Below are 15,507 nucleotides of genomic sequence, written 5' to 3'. Positions count from 1 at the left end.
GGCCGGGGCGGAGCCCCGGAGTATTCGGGAAGGGGCGGGGAGGGGAAAGAAAAGAAAGCCCGCCCCCATTTCCACCCCGCACAAACCTTCCTGACACGCCGTCAGTTAAGTAATCTGACAGAGCGTCAGCTCACGAACCGACACCGCAGCACCCAGGAGGCGGGCCTCAGCGATGCTTGGATCGACTCACGGCACCCTCACCACCAACCCCCGCCCCGCCCGAGTCGTGGCCTGCGGCGAGCGCCCCGCGCCCGCCGTGCACGGCACCGCACACGGGCCGGGCGGCGGGGCCGAGGGAACCCCCCTCGACCTCGACGTCAGCGGCCGCCCCCTGCACGCCGACGTCCCCGACCTGGACCGCTTCTTCCGGCCCGAGTCCGTGGCCGTCGTCGGCGCGTCCGACGCCGAGGGGCGGCCCAACACCGGCATCACGCGACAGCTGATCGCCTGGGCCGAGCGGGTCGGGGCCCGCATCCACCCCGTGCACCCGACCCGCGAGACCGTCTTCGGCCGGCCCTGCGCACCGTCCGTCGCCGACCTGCCGGAAGAGGTCGACCTGGCCGTGCTGCTCGTCGGCGACCCGCTCCCCGTGGTGGAGCAACTCGCCGAGGCCAAGGTGAAGTTCGCGGTCGCCTTCGCCTCCGGATTCGCCGAGACCGGCGAGGAGGGCGCGCAGGCGCAGGCCCGCCTCGCCGCCGCCGTCGAACGCTCCGGGATCCGCCTGCTCGGCCCCAACACCAACCTCAACGCCTTCGAGAAGTTCCGCGACGACCTGGAAGGCCCGGCGATCGCTCTGATCACCCAGTCCGGGCACCAGGGCCGGCCGGTCTACACCCTGCAGGAGCTCGGCGTACGCCTCTCGCACTGGGCGCCCACCGGCAACGAGGCCGATCTGGAGACCTCGGACTTCCTCTCGTACTTCGCGGACCAGCAGGACGTGGGCGCCATCGCCTGCTACGTGGAGGGCCTGAAGGACGGCCGTTCCTTCCTGCTCGCCGCCGATCACGCGGCGAAGCGCGGGGTGCCGGTGGTGGCGGTCAAGGTGGGGCGTACGGAGACGGGCGCGCGGATGGCCGCCTCGCACACCGGCAAGCTCACCGGCGCGGACACGGTGGTGGACGCGGCGATGCGGCAGTTCGGCGTGATCCGCGTCGACGGGCTCGACGAACTCCAGGACACCGCAACCCTGTTGGCGCGGGCGCGCAAACCGCAGGCGGACGGGGTGGTCGTCTACTCCATCTCCGGCGGCACCGGCGCGCACTTCTCCGACCTGGCCACGGAGGCGGGCCTGCGCCTGCCGACGCTCTCGCAGGCCAAGCAGGACGAGCTGCACCAGTGGATACCGGAGTACCTGAACGTCGCCAACCCCGTCGACAACGGCGGCCACCCGGTCGGCGACTGGCGCGGCCCGAAGATCATCGACGCGATCCTGGACGACCCGGACGTCGGCGTCCTGATCTGCCCCATCACCGGCCCCTTCCCGCCCATGAGCGACAAGCTCGCCCAGGACCTGGTGGACGCGGCCGAGCGCACCGACAAGCTGGTGTGCGTGGTCTGGGGCTCCCCGGTCGGCACGGAGGCCGCGTACCGCGAGACCCTGCTCGGCTCGTCCCGCGTCGCCACCTTCCGTACGTTCGCGAACTGCATCACGGCCGTACGCGCCTACCTGGACCACCACCGCTTCACCGCCGACTACCGCTCCCCCTTCACGGACGCGCCGCGCACGCCGTCCCCCTCGTACCGCAAGGCGCAGTCGCTGATGCGGCCGGGCCAGCAGCTGAGCGAGCACGCGGCGAAGCAGCTGCTGCGGGCGTACGGGATACGGGTGCCGCGCGAGCAGCTCGTGACGAGCGCCGCTGCGGCGGTGCGGGCGGCGGGCCAGGTCGGCTACCCGGTGGTGATGAAGGCGTCCGGCGCGCGCATCGCCCACAAGACCGAACTCGGCCTGGTCAAGGTCGGGTTGACCTCGGCGAGCCAGGTCCGGGACGCGTACCGCGAGCTGACCGACATCGCCCGGTACGAGGGCATCGACCTGGACGGGGTCCTCGTCTGCCAGATGGTGGAGCGGGGCGTCGAGATGGTCGTCGGGGTCACCCAGGACGAGCTCTTCGGGCCGACGGTGACGGTGGGGCTCGGCGGGGTGCTCGTGGAGGTCCTGAACGATGCGGCGGTCCGCGTGCCGCCGTTCGGCGAGGACCAGGCGCGGGCGATGCTCTCCGAGCTACGGGGGCGGGCGCTGCTGGAGGGCGTACGGGGTGGGCCCCCGGTGGACGTCGACGCCCTCGTCGAGGTGGTGCTTCGGGTGCAGCGGATGGCGCTCGAACTCGGCGACGATCTCTCCGAGTTGGACATCAACCCACTGATGGTCCTCCCCCGAGGCCAGGGCGCGGTCGCCCTGGACGCCCTGGCCGTCTGCCGCTGAACTTTCCCTGGACCCCGCTCCGGGGCTGCGCCCCGTTCCCCGGCCGTCGTTCGACTGCCACGCCATCGTGGCTGGTCGCGCAGTTCCCCGCCCCCCTAAAAAACAGCCCCTGCGGCGTTTGAGATGGGGGTCCCCCCCTGCTCGAGCGCAGCCGAGAGCTTGGGGGAGGGGGTCTGGGGGCTGGCCCCCAGGAGCCGACGGCAGCCACGCGGCGGCAGCCGCATATCGGACACAGCCGGGAAGGGGCGGGGTGGGGAACAGAGGCCGCCGCAGGCGCACACGACCCGCACCCGAGCACCCACAGGAGCCCCCATGCCCAGCGACACCAACGACATCCTCCACACCACCACCGACCACATCACCCACCTCACCCTCAACCGCCCCGAAGCAATGAACGCCCTCACCTGGGACCAACGAGAAGAACTCATCGCCCTCCTCGCCGACGCCTCCGCCGACCCCGACATCCGCGCCGTCCTCATCACCGCCACCGGCAAGGGCTTCTGTGCGGGAGCTGACCTGCGAGGCGGGCCCGCGCCCGCCGAGCGCGTGCCGGGCGACGTCGCCCGCACCATCCGCAACGGCGCCCAACGCTTCATCGCCGCGATCCTGGACTGCGAGAAGCCGGTGATCGCCGCCGTGAACGGCACCGCGGCCGGCATCGGCGCGCACCTCGCCTTCGCCTGCGACCTCGTCATCGCCGCCGAGCAGGCCAAGTTCATCGAGGTGTTCGTACGCCGCGGGCTCGTGCCGGACGGCGGCGGCGCCTACCTGCTGCCCCGGCTGATCGGCCCGCAGCGCGCCAAGGAGCTGATGTTCTTCGGCGACGCCCTGAGCGCGACGGAGGCCGAGCGGCTCGGGCTCGTCAACCGGGTCGTGGCGGCGGACGAGCTGGAGAAGACGGCGCAGGCTTGGGCCGAGCGGCTCGCGCAGGGGCCGACGCGCGCCCTCGCCCTGACCAAGCAGCTGGTCAACGCGTCCCTGGACGGGGACCGGAGTACGGCCTTCGCGGCGGAGGCGGCGGCGCAGGAGATCAACATGACGACGGCGGACGCGAACGAGGGCGTGGCGAGCTTCGTGGAGCGCCGCACACCGCAGTACCGGGGCCGCTGACCCACACACCAGTACCGGCCGCACACATCTTCACTTCTGACGAGGCGTCAGTTTCAATGAGGAACGTGATGGGACACGCAGGGATGGCCGAGACCGCCGTCCGATACCTCAGGTCCGTCGGCGCCGCCACGGTCGCCGAGCCCGCACCCTCGCATCCGCGACCCGATCTGCGCGCCGTCGGCGACGACGAGCGGCTGCCGCTCGATCCGGGCGAGTTCCGGCGCGTGCTCGGCCACTTCGCCTCCGGCGTCACGGTGATCACGGCCCGCGCCGCGGACGACGAGACCGGCCCGGCCGGCTTCGCCTGCCAGTCGTTCGCCTCGCTCTCCCTCGACCCGCCGCTGATCGCCTTCATGGTCGCGCGTACGTCGACGACCTGGCCGCGGATCGCCCGCGCGGGCGCGTTCTGCGTGAACGTTCTGGGCGCTGACCAGGGCGAGTTGTGCCGCGGCTTCGCGGTGAGCGGCGCCGACAAGTTCGCCGGCGTCGAGCACGCACCCGCCCCGGTCTCCGGTGCGCCCCGCCTGACCGGCGTACCGGCGTGGCTGGACTGCACGATCCACGCGGTCCACACGGGCGGCGACCACCTGATCGTCGTCGGCCGCGTGGACGCGCTGGACGCGACGGAGGGCGGCCGGCCCCTGCTGTTCCACCAGGGCCGGTTCGGGCGACTCGCCGACCAGCCCGACCAGGGCGCTTCTCCTGGATCACCTCGCTGACCAGATGAGGACGCCTGCGATGTGGAGTACGGCGAGGTGGATGGCTGCTGTCCGCCCTGCACATCGCCAACGAGGTACGCCTGCTTCAGACCCTCGGCCGTGACCGCGACTTCCTCCACTACGACCAGGCCCTGGCTTGCGGCCGGCCGATCGGCAGCGGCAGCATCGAGGGCGCAGCCCGTCACCTCATGGCCGACCGCCTCGATATCCGTCGTGCTCCAGCAGGCGTGCGAGCGGTTCCCGGACATCGGCCGGGTGAAGGTTCAGTCGGTCGAAGTCCCCGGCAGTGGCCCACATGAGTTCGAAGTGGTTGTCGGGGCCGTGGACCAAAGCCTCCTCACCGGAGAGCACCGGAGTCCCGCTGACGTCCCGCATGACGAAGTACGAGGCCGGACGGCTGTTGTGTCGTCCAGTCCAAGCGAGGCGGTCGATCTTCCCGGTGAGCGTGGTCTCCTCCCGCAGCTCACGAACCGCGGCTTCTTCGTGCGTCTCGCCGGCCTCGACGCCCCCGCCGGGAAGTACTGCGTAGTGGTGGCCGGGACATGCAGGGCCGGACAGTCCAGCGTCCTCGCACATCACACAGACGGCGGAGGCCTCGTGCTTCAGGTAGCGCTTGATGATCAGGATCCGGGGACCGTCGGCAACGATTGCGACCGCTCTGGGAGATTGCATGGGCGGATCCTGGCAGACGGTCCCGACACTCTGCCTCTACGTCATCATCCGCGGGCTCCCCGCGAAAGAGCCACATCCGAACGGGAGTTGGAGGTTGACCTCAGGTCCGGTTGAGCTTCTAGGTTCGGGGGCGCCGATGTCGACGTACCTGAGAGGAACGGCCATGCGGACGCTGGTGCTGGGAAGGACGCCCGCCAGGGTGACGGAGGTGCTGGCCACGCTGCGCGGGGATGGCTTCGACGCGGAGGGAGTGAGCACCGACGAGGAGGCCCGGAAGCTGCTGGGGGCCGAGGAGTTCGGCGTGTTGATCATTGGTGGGGGTGTGGAGCCGGACTCCCGTGCGGCGCTCAAGGAGTTCGCGGCGGAGCACGGGGTGCGGCGGGTGATCGACGGCGCGCTGACGGCGCCGTTCGACGCCTACGTGCGGCGGGCGTTCGAGCCGCTGATCCGGGAGACCGCCTCCACGGGGTGACGGAGAGGGGCGCCCGGCCGGTGATCGAGGCGATCCCCGGCCGGGTCGGCCGCCGCTGCTACCGCGACGGCCGAGGTGGTCGGGCCGGGTGCGGGGGGGGGGCCGCCCAGGCGGGCACGCGGGGGCCTGTGCGGTGGGCTGGGCACCTGGACCGGCCGGCCCGGCTGGATCGACCAGCCCGACCAGCCCCGCTAGACCGCCGCGCGCCCTCGACGGATCACCACAGCCATCAGCGCCGCCGCCGCGCACAGCGCCCCCGACGCGTACCAGACCACGTCGTACGAGCCGAACACGTCGCGGGCGAGGCCGCCGAGGAAGGCGACGAGGGCCGCGCCGATCTGGTGCGAGGCGAGAACCCAGCCGAAGACGATCGCCGAGTCCTCGCCGTAGTGCTCGCGGCACAGGGCCAGGGTCGGCGGGACGGTCGCGACCCAGTCGAGGCCGTAGAAGACGATGAAGAACAGCATCGGCGGGCGCACGTCGGGCGCGAGCAGCATCGGCAGGAACAGCAGCGAGATGCCGCGCAGCGCGTAGTACGCGCCGAGCAGGCGGCGGGCGTCGAAGCGGTCGGTGAGCCAGCCGGAGAAGATCGTGCCGATGACGTCGAAGACGCCGATCACCGCGAGCAGCGAGGCGGCCGCCGTGATGGGCATGCCGTGGTCGTGCGCGGCGGGCACGAAGTGCGTCTGGATCAGGCCGTTGGTGGAGGCGCCGCAGATCGCGAAGGTGCCGGCGAGCAGCCAGAACGGTCCGGTGCGGGCCGCCTTGAACAGCACCTTCACGGCGCGGCTCGCGGCCCCCTGAACGGGCGGCGGCTTGGGTGTGAACTCCTTTGCCCCGTACGGCGCGAGGCCCACGTCGGCCGGGTGGTCGCGGAGCAGCAGCCAGACGAACGGGACGACGGCGAGTGCGCTGAGGGCGACCGTGACCGCGGCCGGGCGCCAGCCGTGGCTCTCGACCATCCAGGAGAGCAGCGGCAGGAAGATCAGCTGCCCGGAGGCGCTCGCGGCGGTGAGGATGCCGGTGACGAGGCCGCGCCGCTCGGTGAACCAGCGGTTGGTGACGGTCGCGGCGAACGCGAGCGCCATCGATCCGGAGCCGAGGCCGACCAGGAACCCCCAGTAGAGGATCAGCTGCCAGGCCGCCGTCATCCACACGGCGAGCCCGGAGCCGAGGGCGATCACCGTGAGGGCGACGGCGACGACGCGGCGGATGCCGAAGCGGTCCATCAGGGCGGCGGCGAACGGCGCGGTGAGCCCGTAGAGCGCGAGGTTCACGGAGACGGCGAAGCCGATCGTGCCGCGCGACCAGTCGAACTCCCGGTGCAGCGGGTCCATGAGGAGGCCGGGCAGGGAGCGGAAGGCGGCGGCTCCGATGATCGTCACGAAGGCGACGGCGGCGACGAACCAGGCGCGGTGGATGCGCCCGGCCGACGGCGCGGGACGGGGTCTGCGGTCTTTTCGAGTCCTGGGGTTTTCGGGGGCCTTACGGGAGGCGTCGGCTGCGGTCGTCTCAGTCACGGGGACCAGCCTGCAAGGCGCGGTCATGCCAATCGAGTGGCCCGAAGGACACCTTTCGTTAGAATCGGGCCATGGCCACTCTGCCCGCTCTGCCCGAGGATCCCGCCCCGCGCCCGCACCGCGTCGTCGTCCTCGCCCTGGACGGCCTGCTCCCCTTCGAGCTGGGCATCCCGCACCGGATCTTCAACCGCGCCAAGAGCGCCGACCGCACCCGGCTGTACGAGACGGTGACCTGCTCGGTCCGGCCGCCGGGCCCGGTCCGTACGGACTCCGACTTCTCGGTCCTCGTCGAGCACGGCCCGGAGGCCCTGGCGGCGGCCGACACGGTCGTCATCCCCGCCTCGCACGAGCTGGGCCCGGTGTACGAGGAGGGCCGCCTCACCGACGAGCTGGCGGCCGCGCTCGCCCACATCCGGCCGGGCACCCGCCTGGTCGCGATCTGCACCGGCGGGTACGTCCTGGCCGCCGCCGGCCACCTGGACGGCCGCCGGGCCACCACGCACTGGTCGTCGGCCGAGCACTTCCAGCAGACCTTCCCGGCGATCGAGGTCGACGCGGATGTGCTGTTCATCGACGACGGCGACGTGCTGACCTCGGCCGGGGTCGCCGCGGGCATCGACCTGTGCCTGCACATCGTGCGCCGCGACCACGGCACGGCCGTCGCCAACGAGGTCGCGCGCCGCACCGTCGTCCCGCCGCACCGCGACGGCGGCCAGGCCCAGTACATCCAACGCCCGGTCCCCGAGCCCCAGTTGGCGACCACGACGGCCGCCCGCGCCTGGGCGCTTGGCCGCCTGCACGAGCCGATCCACCTGCGGGACATGGCCGAGCAGGAGTCGATGTCGGTACGCACGTTCACGCGCCGCTTCCGCGAGGAGGTCGGCGTCAGCCCCGGCCAGTGGCTCACCCGCCAGCGCATCGAACGCGCCCGGCACCTCCTGGAGTCCACCGAGCTGTCCATGGACCAGATCGCCCACGACGCCGGCTTCGGCACGGCCCAGTCGATGCGCCAGCACCTCCAGTCAGCCCTGGGGGTCACGCCCACTGCTTATCGGCGCACTTTCCGGGACCGAGCGGTTGCCTGACATGGTTACCGACCGGCTCCGCCGCGCTGCCGCCGTCGGGCGCATGCGGCAGATGGTCACCGAGGGCGAGATCGACCTGTCCCGCATCGACAACGACCGGCAGACGGCGGCCGCCACCGAGTCGACGGACGAAGGAGCGCAGCGGACCGGCCGCAGCGCGGCCGAGCCCCACCTGACCGACTCCAGCGCCTGATCCGGTTCTGCCTCGGCCGTTCGGCCCTGAGTGGGCTGGGCGGTGCACGCCGGCCTGGTCAGCATCTGCCGGCTCGTACGCCAGGAGGCCTCTCAGACGGGCAGGGCCCAACTCGACCCGCCCAGCTCACCGAGCCAGACTCTCTGGGCGCCTGGAGTGATGGTCAGGCTGAATTCGGACACGTGCGGTGAGCCGTGGCTCTGCCATGTGGTGACCGCGTCCTCGACGCTGCTCCAGAGGTCGAGCGGCCCGCGCCGGCTCACGGTCCAGCCCGCTCCGTTGTCGGCCGTACGGACGCGTGCCTGTGATCCGGTGGCGACGTCGAGGAGGACCTGCTCGGCGCCCGCGCCCAGGCGTTCCGCCGAGGGCGCGGCGAGCTGCGCGACGAACCGGCCGGTCCAGTCGTCGAGCAGGGCGGGGTCGATCCGGCTCGGCCGCTCCCGGCCGGGGAGCAGCTCGACGGGCCCGTGCGGTGGGTGGTCGTGCGGGCGGGCCATCATGAACGAGGTGTAGCCGGGCAGGAAGCGCCCCTGCGCGGTGTCGCCGTCCTCGACCGTGAGGCGTACGAGTCCGTGGGCACCGCCCCAGCCCGACAGGGTGACGAGAAATGTGCCGCCAGGGACGACCTGTTGGAGCAGCCCGTACGGAATGTGCCGCATTGAGCAGAACGCGATCACGATGTCGTACGGGGCATGGTCGGAACACCCGGCCAGGCCATCGGCCGTGACCAGCGTCGGCGCGTACCCCGCCTCGCCGAGAGCCTTCCGGGCACGCTCCGCCGCACGGGCGTCGGTCTCGACGGAGGTCACGCACTCCTCCCCGGCGACCCCGCAGGCGTACGCGGTCGAGAGCCCTGTGCCCGTACCGATGACGAGAACGCGTCTGCCACGGGCGAGCCCGGCCTGTTCGAGCATCCACAGGACGACGCCCGGCAGGGTCGAGGACGAGGTCGGGCTGCCTCCGGTGACGGGTCCGTCGGCGTCCTCGGCGAGCACGCCGTCGACTTGGGTCACCCACGTCTTGTTCTGGTAAGTGAGGCTCAGCCACTCGTCGTTGGGTGTGTCGTCGTGGCGGACAGGAGTCCAGACGGTGACGCCCGGAGGGCTACTAGGCCGGTAGACGGCACTGCCGAGGAACACCTCGCGGGGGACGGTCTCGGCTGCTCGGCGTACGTCCGGGTCGTGCAGTACGTCGTCAGCGACGAGTTGCTCGACGAGCCGCCTGCGCAATTCGGCTGCGGTGTGGTGGGTCATGTGGTGCTGCCCTTCTGAAGGGTGTCGGCGAGCGCGCTCGTGATGGCGCGGTCGTGGTCTCGTCCACGAACGCCCATTGCCCGTTGGGGTTGCATTCGAGGAACCACCATCGGCCGTCCGCGTCGAGCGCGAAGTCGAAAGCGCCGAAGCGCAGGCCGAAGGCGTGCAGGAAGCTGCGGGGGGGGCGTCGCGCACGGGACCGGGAACGACGACGGGCGAACACGTGATCAGACTCTGGTCCTGGCGCCAGTCGAGGTGATCGCCCGCGATGTCGATACGGCTCGCGAACGCTTCACCGCCGACCATCGCGAGTCGTATGTCGGCGACCTTCGGCACGCACTCCTGGAAGAGGTGCGGGCACAGGGCGATCGAGTCGTCGAGCTCGGCGGCGCGGACCGTGCGCACCCAGACCGTGCGGTTCCGGCCGTCCGCGAACGGGAGGTGCACTCGGTGCACGGGTTTGTAGACGACTGCTTCGTGCTCGGCCGCGAACTGCGCGGCGTCACCCGGCACGTCCGTGATCAGCGTGTCGGGGAGGGTGAACCCCAACTGGGCCGCGGTGCCGAGTTGCAGCGCTTTGTTCTCGGCGTCGCGGTTGCGCGCGGGGTGGTTGACGTACCGGGCTCCCGGCAGCGCACGCAGCGCCCCCAGGTGACCGTGGCGCGACTGCTCGACCGCGAACCGCCGCTCGGGACTCCCCGCCTCCCGCGGGTTGGCGTACGGCGTCGGGCGGCGCCAGTAGACGGAGCGGACGCCGGTGAGGTCGAGGCGCCGGGTCGCAGTGGTGACAGTCCCGGCGAAGGCCCCTCGTTCGATACGAGCACTGAGGCTTGCGGTGCGGGCGAAGTCGACGGCGGGGTCGAGGCGTACGACCGGGACGCCCCGGCCGTACAACTCCTCCACGACCAGATCCGCCGTGACGTCCCCGAGCGCGGTGACGACGAGAACCGGAGCTTCGGTCACGGTCGGTCCGATCAGTCCGAGTCGCTGTCCGGAGTCAGGTCGGTGTCGGCGGGCGGGGGCGGGTTGGGCCCTCCGCCGTCGGACGAGGTCGCGGTCTGGTTGGCGGTGGAGGTCCCGGTGCCGTGCCCGCCCATGTGGACCCGGTGGCCGTTCGCGTCGATGTAGCGGGTCACTTGAGTTTCCGGGTCCAACTCGGTCCGGACGTACGGCACTTGAGTGATGTCGGGGTAGAGGGCCAGTCGGCGTACGGCCCAGGGCGCGGTCGTGGAAACGGAGGGCATGGTGCTCCTTCGGGATCTGTCGAGGGGCGGTGGCAAGAGTCAGGAGTTCTGGGAGACCACGGCGAACACGAACGTGATCAGCGAGAACCAGAAGACGAACAGAAGGACGGCGCCCATGAGTTGACCGTCCCGCCAACAGGTGGACGGCCTGGGTAGACGACGGGACGGCCGGGCCGCCTTGCGGTGGGCGGACGTCGCTCGGGCCACTACTGCCCGCCCGCAGCGGCAAGCCGAAAGGCGGCCCACACGGACTTTCCAGGACCGTCGCGCCGCGAGATGCCCCAGTCGTCGGCGAGCACCGCGACGAGCAGCAGGCCGCGGCCCCGGTCGTCGTCCTCTGCGACCTCACGCACCTGCGGTGTGCCGTCGCCTGCGTCGTGCAGTTCGACGCGTAACGCGCCGCCTGCAGCGACGACGCGGACGCTGAACATCCTTCCGGCTGGCGTGTGCTGGAGTGCGTTCGTGGCAAGTTCGGACGTGCAGAGGAGGATGTCGTCGAGTCGGTCGTCGGGTACACGGCCGGCGATCACCGCACGCACGAACCGGCGCGCTTGAGGGACTGCCCTGCGGCTACGGCGGAACATCCGCTCGGCGCGCGGGGGCGGTTCTGGGTTGGCAGGGACCTGTGGGGCGACGGTGGTCGTCATCCACTGTGCTTCGATTCCGGCACCGGAGTCCGTTCGTGCAGGGGCGTGATGCTGTGGGCCTCGGCGCGCACCCGGGGAATGCAGACCAGGTGTTGGTTTCACTGCGCGTTCTGTGGTCACACCCTGATGTTGGGAGAGCACCCCAGGCTTGAGACAGGTCACGCCGTGGCCATCTGCGGTCATGTGACGGCCATGGCCACAGGCGCCGGTGACGACAGCTCAGAATGGCCACATGAGCCGCAACGACGCGTTGAAAGCAGCACGGTTACGCGTGGGCTGGCGTTCCGCCGAAAGGGCCGCGGAAGAACTTCAACGGCTCGGTCAACGCCTCCTCGACGACGCCCACTTCACGGTGTCAGCACGCACGTGGCGCCGATGGGAGGGACGGACGCCTGGATGGCCGGGCGAGGAAACGGCGTCGGTGCTGCACGACGCGTTCGGCTTGTGGCCCGAAGACCTGGGCTTCACCGTGCCGCCCGGCTGGATCCGCCCCGAACATCACCGCGAGGACGACGTGAAACGCCGCACCTTCGTCTCCGTGACCGCTGCCGCTCTAGCCCCTGGCCCGCTGGCGCCGCAGCACGTCGACCCTGCCCTCATCGACTACTTCCAGCAACAGCTCGAAGGCCACTACTGGGCCGACATGTTCCTCGGGCCGCACGATCTGATCGGGACGGTGTCGGCCCAGTACCAGCTCATCGACAAGCTGGTGCGTTCGGCGAAGGGGGAGACCCGCCGCGGCCTGCTCCGTGTAGGCGCCGCCTATGCCGCTCTCGTCGGCTGGCTCTACCAGGACGCCGGCGACATGGACGGAGCGAGTTTCTGGCGTGGGGTGACGCAGGAGATCGCGGTACGTTCCCGCGATCCGCACCTGATCGGCTACTCCCTCGTCAATCAGGCGCAGGTACGTACCGATCTGGGCGACGGAGCCGCAGTCGTCGATCTGTGCGAGGCAGCCCTTGAGGACTCCCGCCGTCTTGTACCGAAGGTCCGCATCATGGCCATGCAGCAGCAGGCGCACGGCGCCAGCCTCACCGGGGACCGCAGCACCGTGGACAGGCTCATCGACACAGCTGACGGGCTTCTTTCCCGAGTTGATGACGATCTCCCATGGGGCAATGCCTGCCGGCGTACCCCCGGCTACCTGGAAGTGCAACGGGCCACCTGCTACGGGCGTCTCGGCCTCGGCGCGGAAGCAGTGTCGTTGTGGTCCCAGGTCCTCGACATCGTCCCGGGGACAGCGCGCAGGGACCGCGGCGTGTATCTGGCACGTCACGCCACAGCTGCGGCGGGGGCAGGTGAACCCGAGCAGGCGCTGGAGATCGCGCGCACGGTGGCGGACATCGCAGTCGATACCCGATCGGCCCGGATGCGTGGGGAGTTGAGTGCCCTTCGGCAGGCGATGCAGCCGTGGCAGGATGCACCGGTCGGCCGGGACCTCGCCGAGGTTCTGGCGCCCGTGACCGAGGGGAGCTGAAGGCGTGGCGGATCAGCCTGTGCCGTTGACCGAGGAGCAGATCGAGGACGCCTTGCGCCAGGCGCCGGGCTGGCGTCGCACGGGCGACGAGATCACCCGTACGTTCGGGATCCGCTACCACGGTGGCGTGGCGATGATCGTGCATGTCGCGGACGTCGAGCGGCTCATCGGCCACCATGCCGACGTCGACCTGCGCTGGGGCCGCGTCCGCTTCGGGATCACCACCCACGACGCCGGACACCGACTCACCACAGCGGACTTCGACCTCGCCCGGCGTATCGACGCGATCGCCGAGGCGCACGGTGCGGAGCCCGTCGATGTCTAGGCTCGAACTCCAGGCATGACGCAGCCCGTTCTGTACCTGATCGCCTGCGCCGCAGGCCCCACGCAGTACGTCGACGACGGCGTGCGAGCCGCGCAGGACGACGGATGGGACGTGTGCCTGGTCCTGTCCCCGTCTGCGGCGCGGTGGTGGGAGGCGCGCATGGACGAGCTGGTCGAGCTGACCGGGCACCCGGTGCGGTCGCAGTACAAGCTGCCGTGGGAGTCCGACGCGCTGCCGAAGGCCGCGGCGATGCTCGTCGCGCCGATGTCGTGCACGACGCTCAACAAGTGGGGCGCGGGCATCAGTGACACCCTCGCGATCGGCCTGCCGTCCGAGGCCGTGCACATGGGCGTGCCGGTCGCGGCGATGCCGTACTTCAACCAGGCTCAGGGCGCGCAGCCCGCGGTGGCCCGATCGATCGCCGCGCTTCGCACCCAGGGCGTCCTCGTACTCGACGGGGCGGAGGGCGGGTACGCATCCCACCCCCCGAAGCAAGGGAACCAGGAGGCCTTCCCCTGGCGGAGGGCCCTCGGCGGGATCAGGCGGCTGATGAGCGCCGGGTCCTCCAGGGGCGCCGCGCGATAGGTTGCCCGCCATGACCGGACTCGGACCCGTCCCCTGGCCGCCCGCCCCGATCAGGACTCAACGGCTGCTGCTCCGTGAGTCGGAGGCCCGGGACCGTACGGCGTTCATCGAGCTGTTCGCCTCGCCGGACGTGCACACCTACCTCGGTGGGCCCCGCGCCCGCGACGAGTTGGAACGTGCGGTGCCCGAGGTGCCGGGCCGCCGTCCCGGCGTGTTCGTCGTCGATGCCGGCGGCGCGATGGTCGGCACGGTGTCGCTCGACCGTCGTGACGCGGAGCGTCCCGGGCATGTCCTTCCGGACGCCGGGGAGGCCGAGCTCGGCTACTTGTTGCTGCCGGGGGCGTGGGGACGCGGGTACGCCGCCGAGGCGTGCACAGCGGTACTCGACTGGTTCGCCCGCGTACTCCCCGACGAGCCGGTGGTGCTCTGCACCCAGACCGCCAACGCCCGCTCGATGCGCCTCGCGCAGCGGCTGGGGTTCACCGAGGTGGAGCGGTTCGAGGAGTTCGGCGCGGAGCAGTGGTTCGGTGTTCGGTCGGCGGCCACGGTCTCGGGCTGAGCGGTCACGCCGACCGCTCAGAACGTCAGCACCCCCCGAGCCACCTTCCCCGCGTGCAGATCCTCCACGGCCCGCCCGAACTCCGCGACGGGATAGGTCGCGGACACCAGCTCGTCCAGCATCAGCTCTCCCTTCAGATACAGCTCCGCGTACAGCGCCATGTCCCGCTGCGGGCGGCTGGACCCGTACCGGCAGCCGAGGATCGACTTATCCAGGAACATCGCCGCGGGCAGGAACGACGCCTCGACCTTCGGCGCGGTCATGCCGAGCAGGATCGCCTGGCCGTGCCGGTCGAGGAGGTCGACGGCCTGCCGGATCAGCTCGGCGCGGCCCACGCACTCGAAGGCGTGGTCCACTCCGGTCGGCAGGATCTCCCGTACGGCGGCCGGTACGTCGGCGGCCGCCGAGGCGTCGACGAAGTGCGTGGCCCCGAACTGCCGTGCCGCGTCCGCCTTTTCGGGGTTGGCGTCGACCGCGACGATCGTGGTCGCCCCGGCGAGGCGGGCCCCCTGCAGCACGTTGAGGCCGATGCCGCCCGCGCCGATCACCAGGACGCTGTCCCCGCGCTCGACCCGCGCCCGGTTCAGGACGGCGCCCACCCCGGTCACGACCCCGCAGCCCATCAGCGCGGCCGAGGTCAGCGGCACCTCCTCGGGGATCTTCACCGCCTGTACGGCCTTGACGAGGGTGCGCTCGGCGAACGCGGAGTTCGCGGCGAACTGGAACACCGGCTCCCCGCCCCGCGTGAACGGCCGCTCCGGGCGCCCGATCGCACGCCGGCACATCGTGGGCCGGCCTCGGTCGCAGTCCGCGCACGCCCCGCAACTCGCCAGCGTGGAAAGGGCCACATGATCCCCGGGCGCGACGTGTACGACCCCTGCCCCCACCGCCTCCACCACGCCGGCGCCCTCGTGTCCGAGGACCACCGGTACGGGGAAGGGGATCGTGCCGTCCACCACCGACAGGTCGCTGTGGCACAGGCCCGCCGCGGCCACCTTGACGAGCACCTCCCCGGGCCCCGGGTCCCGCACCTCCAGGTCCTCGACGACCCGCGGCCTCTCGCCATCGAACACGACACCTCTCACGGCAACTCCTCTTCCCTGAACTCCAAGTCGTACGAACGGTGTTGATCCCCACCCCGCCCCTTCCCGAAAGCCAGCGGCGCTGTTCGTTCGACTGCCGCGCCGTCGTGGCCGCTCGCGCAGTTCCCCGCGCCCCTGAAAG

Annotated in this window: 17 protein-coding genes; 10 read left to right on the top strand and 7 right to left on the bottom strand. The window is 71.3% G+C overall.

Annotation, left to right across the window (positions count from 1 at the left end):
* The first annotated feature begins 172 nt into the window (after positions 1-172).
* From QIS96_RS29390 to QIS96_RS29380, 3 genes are all read left to right on the top strand, one after another.
* Positions 173-2,422 (top strand): acetate--CoA ligase family protein, encoded by a 2,250-nt coding sequence (locus QIS96_RS29390; protein ID WP_282545821.1) that lies wholly within the window; start codon positions 173-175, stop codon positions 2,420-2,422.
* Between the two features lie 312 nt (positions 2,423-2,734).
* A complete protein-coding gene (locus QIS96_RS29385; RefSeq protein ID WP_282545820.1) occupies positions 2,735-3,532 on the top strand; it encodes an enoyl-CoA hydratase/isomerase family protein in 798 nt (265 codons plus the stop codon).
* An 83-nt stretch (positions 3,533-3,615) separates the two neighbouring features.
* Entirely contained in the window at positions 3,616-4,251 is a 636-nt protein-coding gene (locus QIS96_RS29380; protein WP_282545862.1) for a flavin reductase family protein, read from the top strand.
* A 186-nt stretch (positions 4,252-4,437) separates the two neighbouring features.
* Here QIS96_RS29380 and QIS96_RS29375 read toward each other — a convergent pair whose 3' ends face one another.
* Positions 4,438-4,923 carry an NUDIX hydrolase gene (locus tag QIS96_RS29375; RefSeq protein ID WP_282545819.1) on the bottom strand — a complete coding sequence of 162 codons (486 nt, stop codon included), beginning with the start codon at positions 4,921-4,923 and terminating at the stop codon, positions 4,438-4,440.
* 163 nt (positions 4,924-5,086) lie between these two features.
* Here QIS96_RS29375 and QIS96_RS29370 point away from each other — a divergent pair, with 163 nt between their 5' ends.
* Complete coding sequence (locus tag QIS96_RS29370; protein WP_349017423.1) at positions 5,087-5,395, top strand: hypothetical protein; 309 nt, start codon at positions 5,087-5,089, stop codon at positions 5,393-5,395.
* A gap of 191 nt (positions 5,396-5,586) precedes the next feature.
* Here QIS96_RS29370 and QIS96_RS29365 read toward each other — a convergent pair whose 3' ends face one another.
* Positions 5,587-6,915, bottom strand: a complete 1,329-nt coding sequence (locus QIS96_RS29365; protein WP_282545817.1) for an MFS transporter — start codon at positions 6,913-6,915, stop codon at positions 5,587-5,589.
* 71 nt (positions 6,916-6,986) lie between these two features.
* Between QIS96_RS29365 and QIS96_RS29360 the strand changes: the two genes are divergently transcribed.
* Entirely contained in the window at positions 6,987-8,000 is a 1,014-nt protein-coding gene (locus QIS96_RS29360; protein ID WP_282545816.1) for a GlxA family transcriptional regulator, read from the top strand.
* Positions 7,993-8,193: a hypothetical protein gene (locus QIS96_RS29355; RefSeq protein ID WP_282545815.1), complete on the top strand. Its 201-nt coding sequence runs from the start codon at positions 7,993-7,995 to the stop codon at positions 8,191-8,193. Before QIS96_RS29360 ends, QIS96_RS29355 begins: the two co-directional genes overlap by 8 nt.
* A gap of 92 nt (positions 8,194-8,285) precedes the next feature.
* On the opposite strand, the gene tgmC is transcribed toward QIS96_RS29355, so the two are convergent.
* Genes tgmC through QIS96_RS29335 form a run of 4 tightly spaced genes read right to left on the bottom strand, consistent with a single transcriptional unit; the run spans position 8,286 to position 11,274 of the window.
* The gene (tgmC, locus tag QIS96_RS37760; RefSeq protein WP_349017422.1) at positions 8,286-10,409 is read right to left on the bottom strand and encodes an ATP-grasp peptide maturase system methyltransferase; all 2,124 of its coding nucleotides are present in this window, start codon (positions 10,407-10,409) and stop codon (positions 8,286-8,288) included.
* A gap of 11 nt (positions 10,410-10,420) precedes the next feature.
* Positions 10,421-10,690: a putative ATP-grasp-modified RiPP gene (gene tgmA, locus QIS96_RS29345; RefSeq protein WP_282545814.1), complete on the bottom strand. Its 270-nt coding sequence runs from the start codon at positions 10,688-10,690 to the stop codon at positions 10,421-10,423.
* A 39-nt stretch (positions 10,691-10,729) separates the two neighbouring features.
* Positions 10,730-10,897: a hypothetical protein gene (locus QIS96_RS29340; RefSeq protein ID WP_282545813.1), complete on the bottom strand. Its 168-nt coding sequence runs from the start codon at positions 10,895-10,897 to the stop codon at positions 10,730-10,732.
* Complete coding sequence (locus QIS96_RS29335; RefSeq protein WP_282545860.1) at positions 10,897-11,274, bottom strand: ATP-binding protein; 378 nt, start codon at positions 11,272-11,274, stop codon at positions 10,897-10,899. The genes QIS96_RS29340 and QIS96_RS29335 overlap by 1 nt, the downstream gene beginning before the upstream one ends.
* A gap of 295 nt (positions 11,275-11,569) precedes the next feature.
* On the opposite strand from QIS96_RS29335, the gene QIS96_RS29330 reads away from it, so the two are divergent.
* From QIS96_RS29330 to QIS96_RS29315, 4 genes are read left to right on the top strand one after another with little or no spacing between them, the layout of a single operon-like run.
* On the top strand, positions 11,570-12,814 hold the full coding sequence (locus QIS96_RS29330; protein WP_282545812.1) for a Twin-arginine translocation pathway signal: 1,245 nt from the start codon (positions 11,570-11,572) through the stop codon (positions 12,812-12,814).
* A 4-nt stretch (positions 12,815-12,818) separates the two neighbouring features.
* Positions 12,819-13,139 (top strand): 4a-hydroxytetrahydrobiopterin dehydratase, encoded by a 321-nt coding sequence (locus tag QIS96_RS29325; RefSeq protein WP_282545811.1) that lies wholly within the window; start codon positions 12,819-12,821, stop codon positions 13,137-13,139.
* Positions 13,140-13,154: 15 nt separating this feature from the next.
* A complete protein-coding gene (locus tag QIS96_RS29320) occupies positions 13,155-13,724 on the top strand; it encodes a flavoprotein (RefSeq protein WP_282545810.1) in 570 nt (189 codons plus the stop codon).
* Between the two features lie 10 nt (positions 13,725-13,734).
* Positions 13,735-14,283, top strand: a complete 549-nt coding sequence (locus tag QIS96_RS29315) for a GNAT family N-acetyltransferase (protein ID WP_282545809.1) — start codon at positions 13,735-13,737, stop codon at positions 14,281-14,283.
* A 17-nt stretch (positions 14,284-14,300) separates the two neighbouring features.
* Here QIS96_RS29315 and QIS96_RS29310 read toward each other — a convergent pair whose 3' ends face one another.
* On the bottom strand, positions 14,301-15,368 hold the full coding sequence (locus QIS96_RS29310) for an alcohol dehydrogenase catalytic domain-containing protein (protein WP_282545808.1): 1,068 nt from the start codon (positions 15,366-15,368) through the stop codon (positions 14,301-14,303).
* Positions 15,369-15,507: the final 139 nt, after the last annotated feature.

Origin of the sequence: Streptomyces cavernicola (assembly GCF_029968035.1) — a bacterium.
GTDB classification, from domain to species: Bacteria; Actinomycetota; Actinomycetes; order Streptomycetales; family Streptomycetaceae; genus Streptomyces; species Streptomyces cavernicola.
This window is presented reverse-complemented; position numbering and strand designations above follow the sequence as displayed.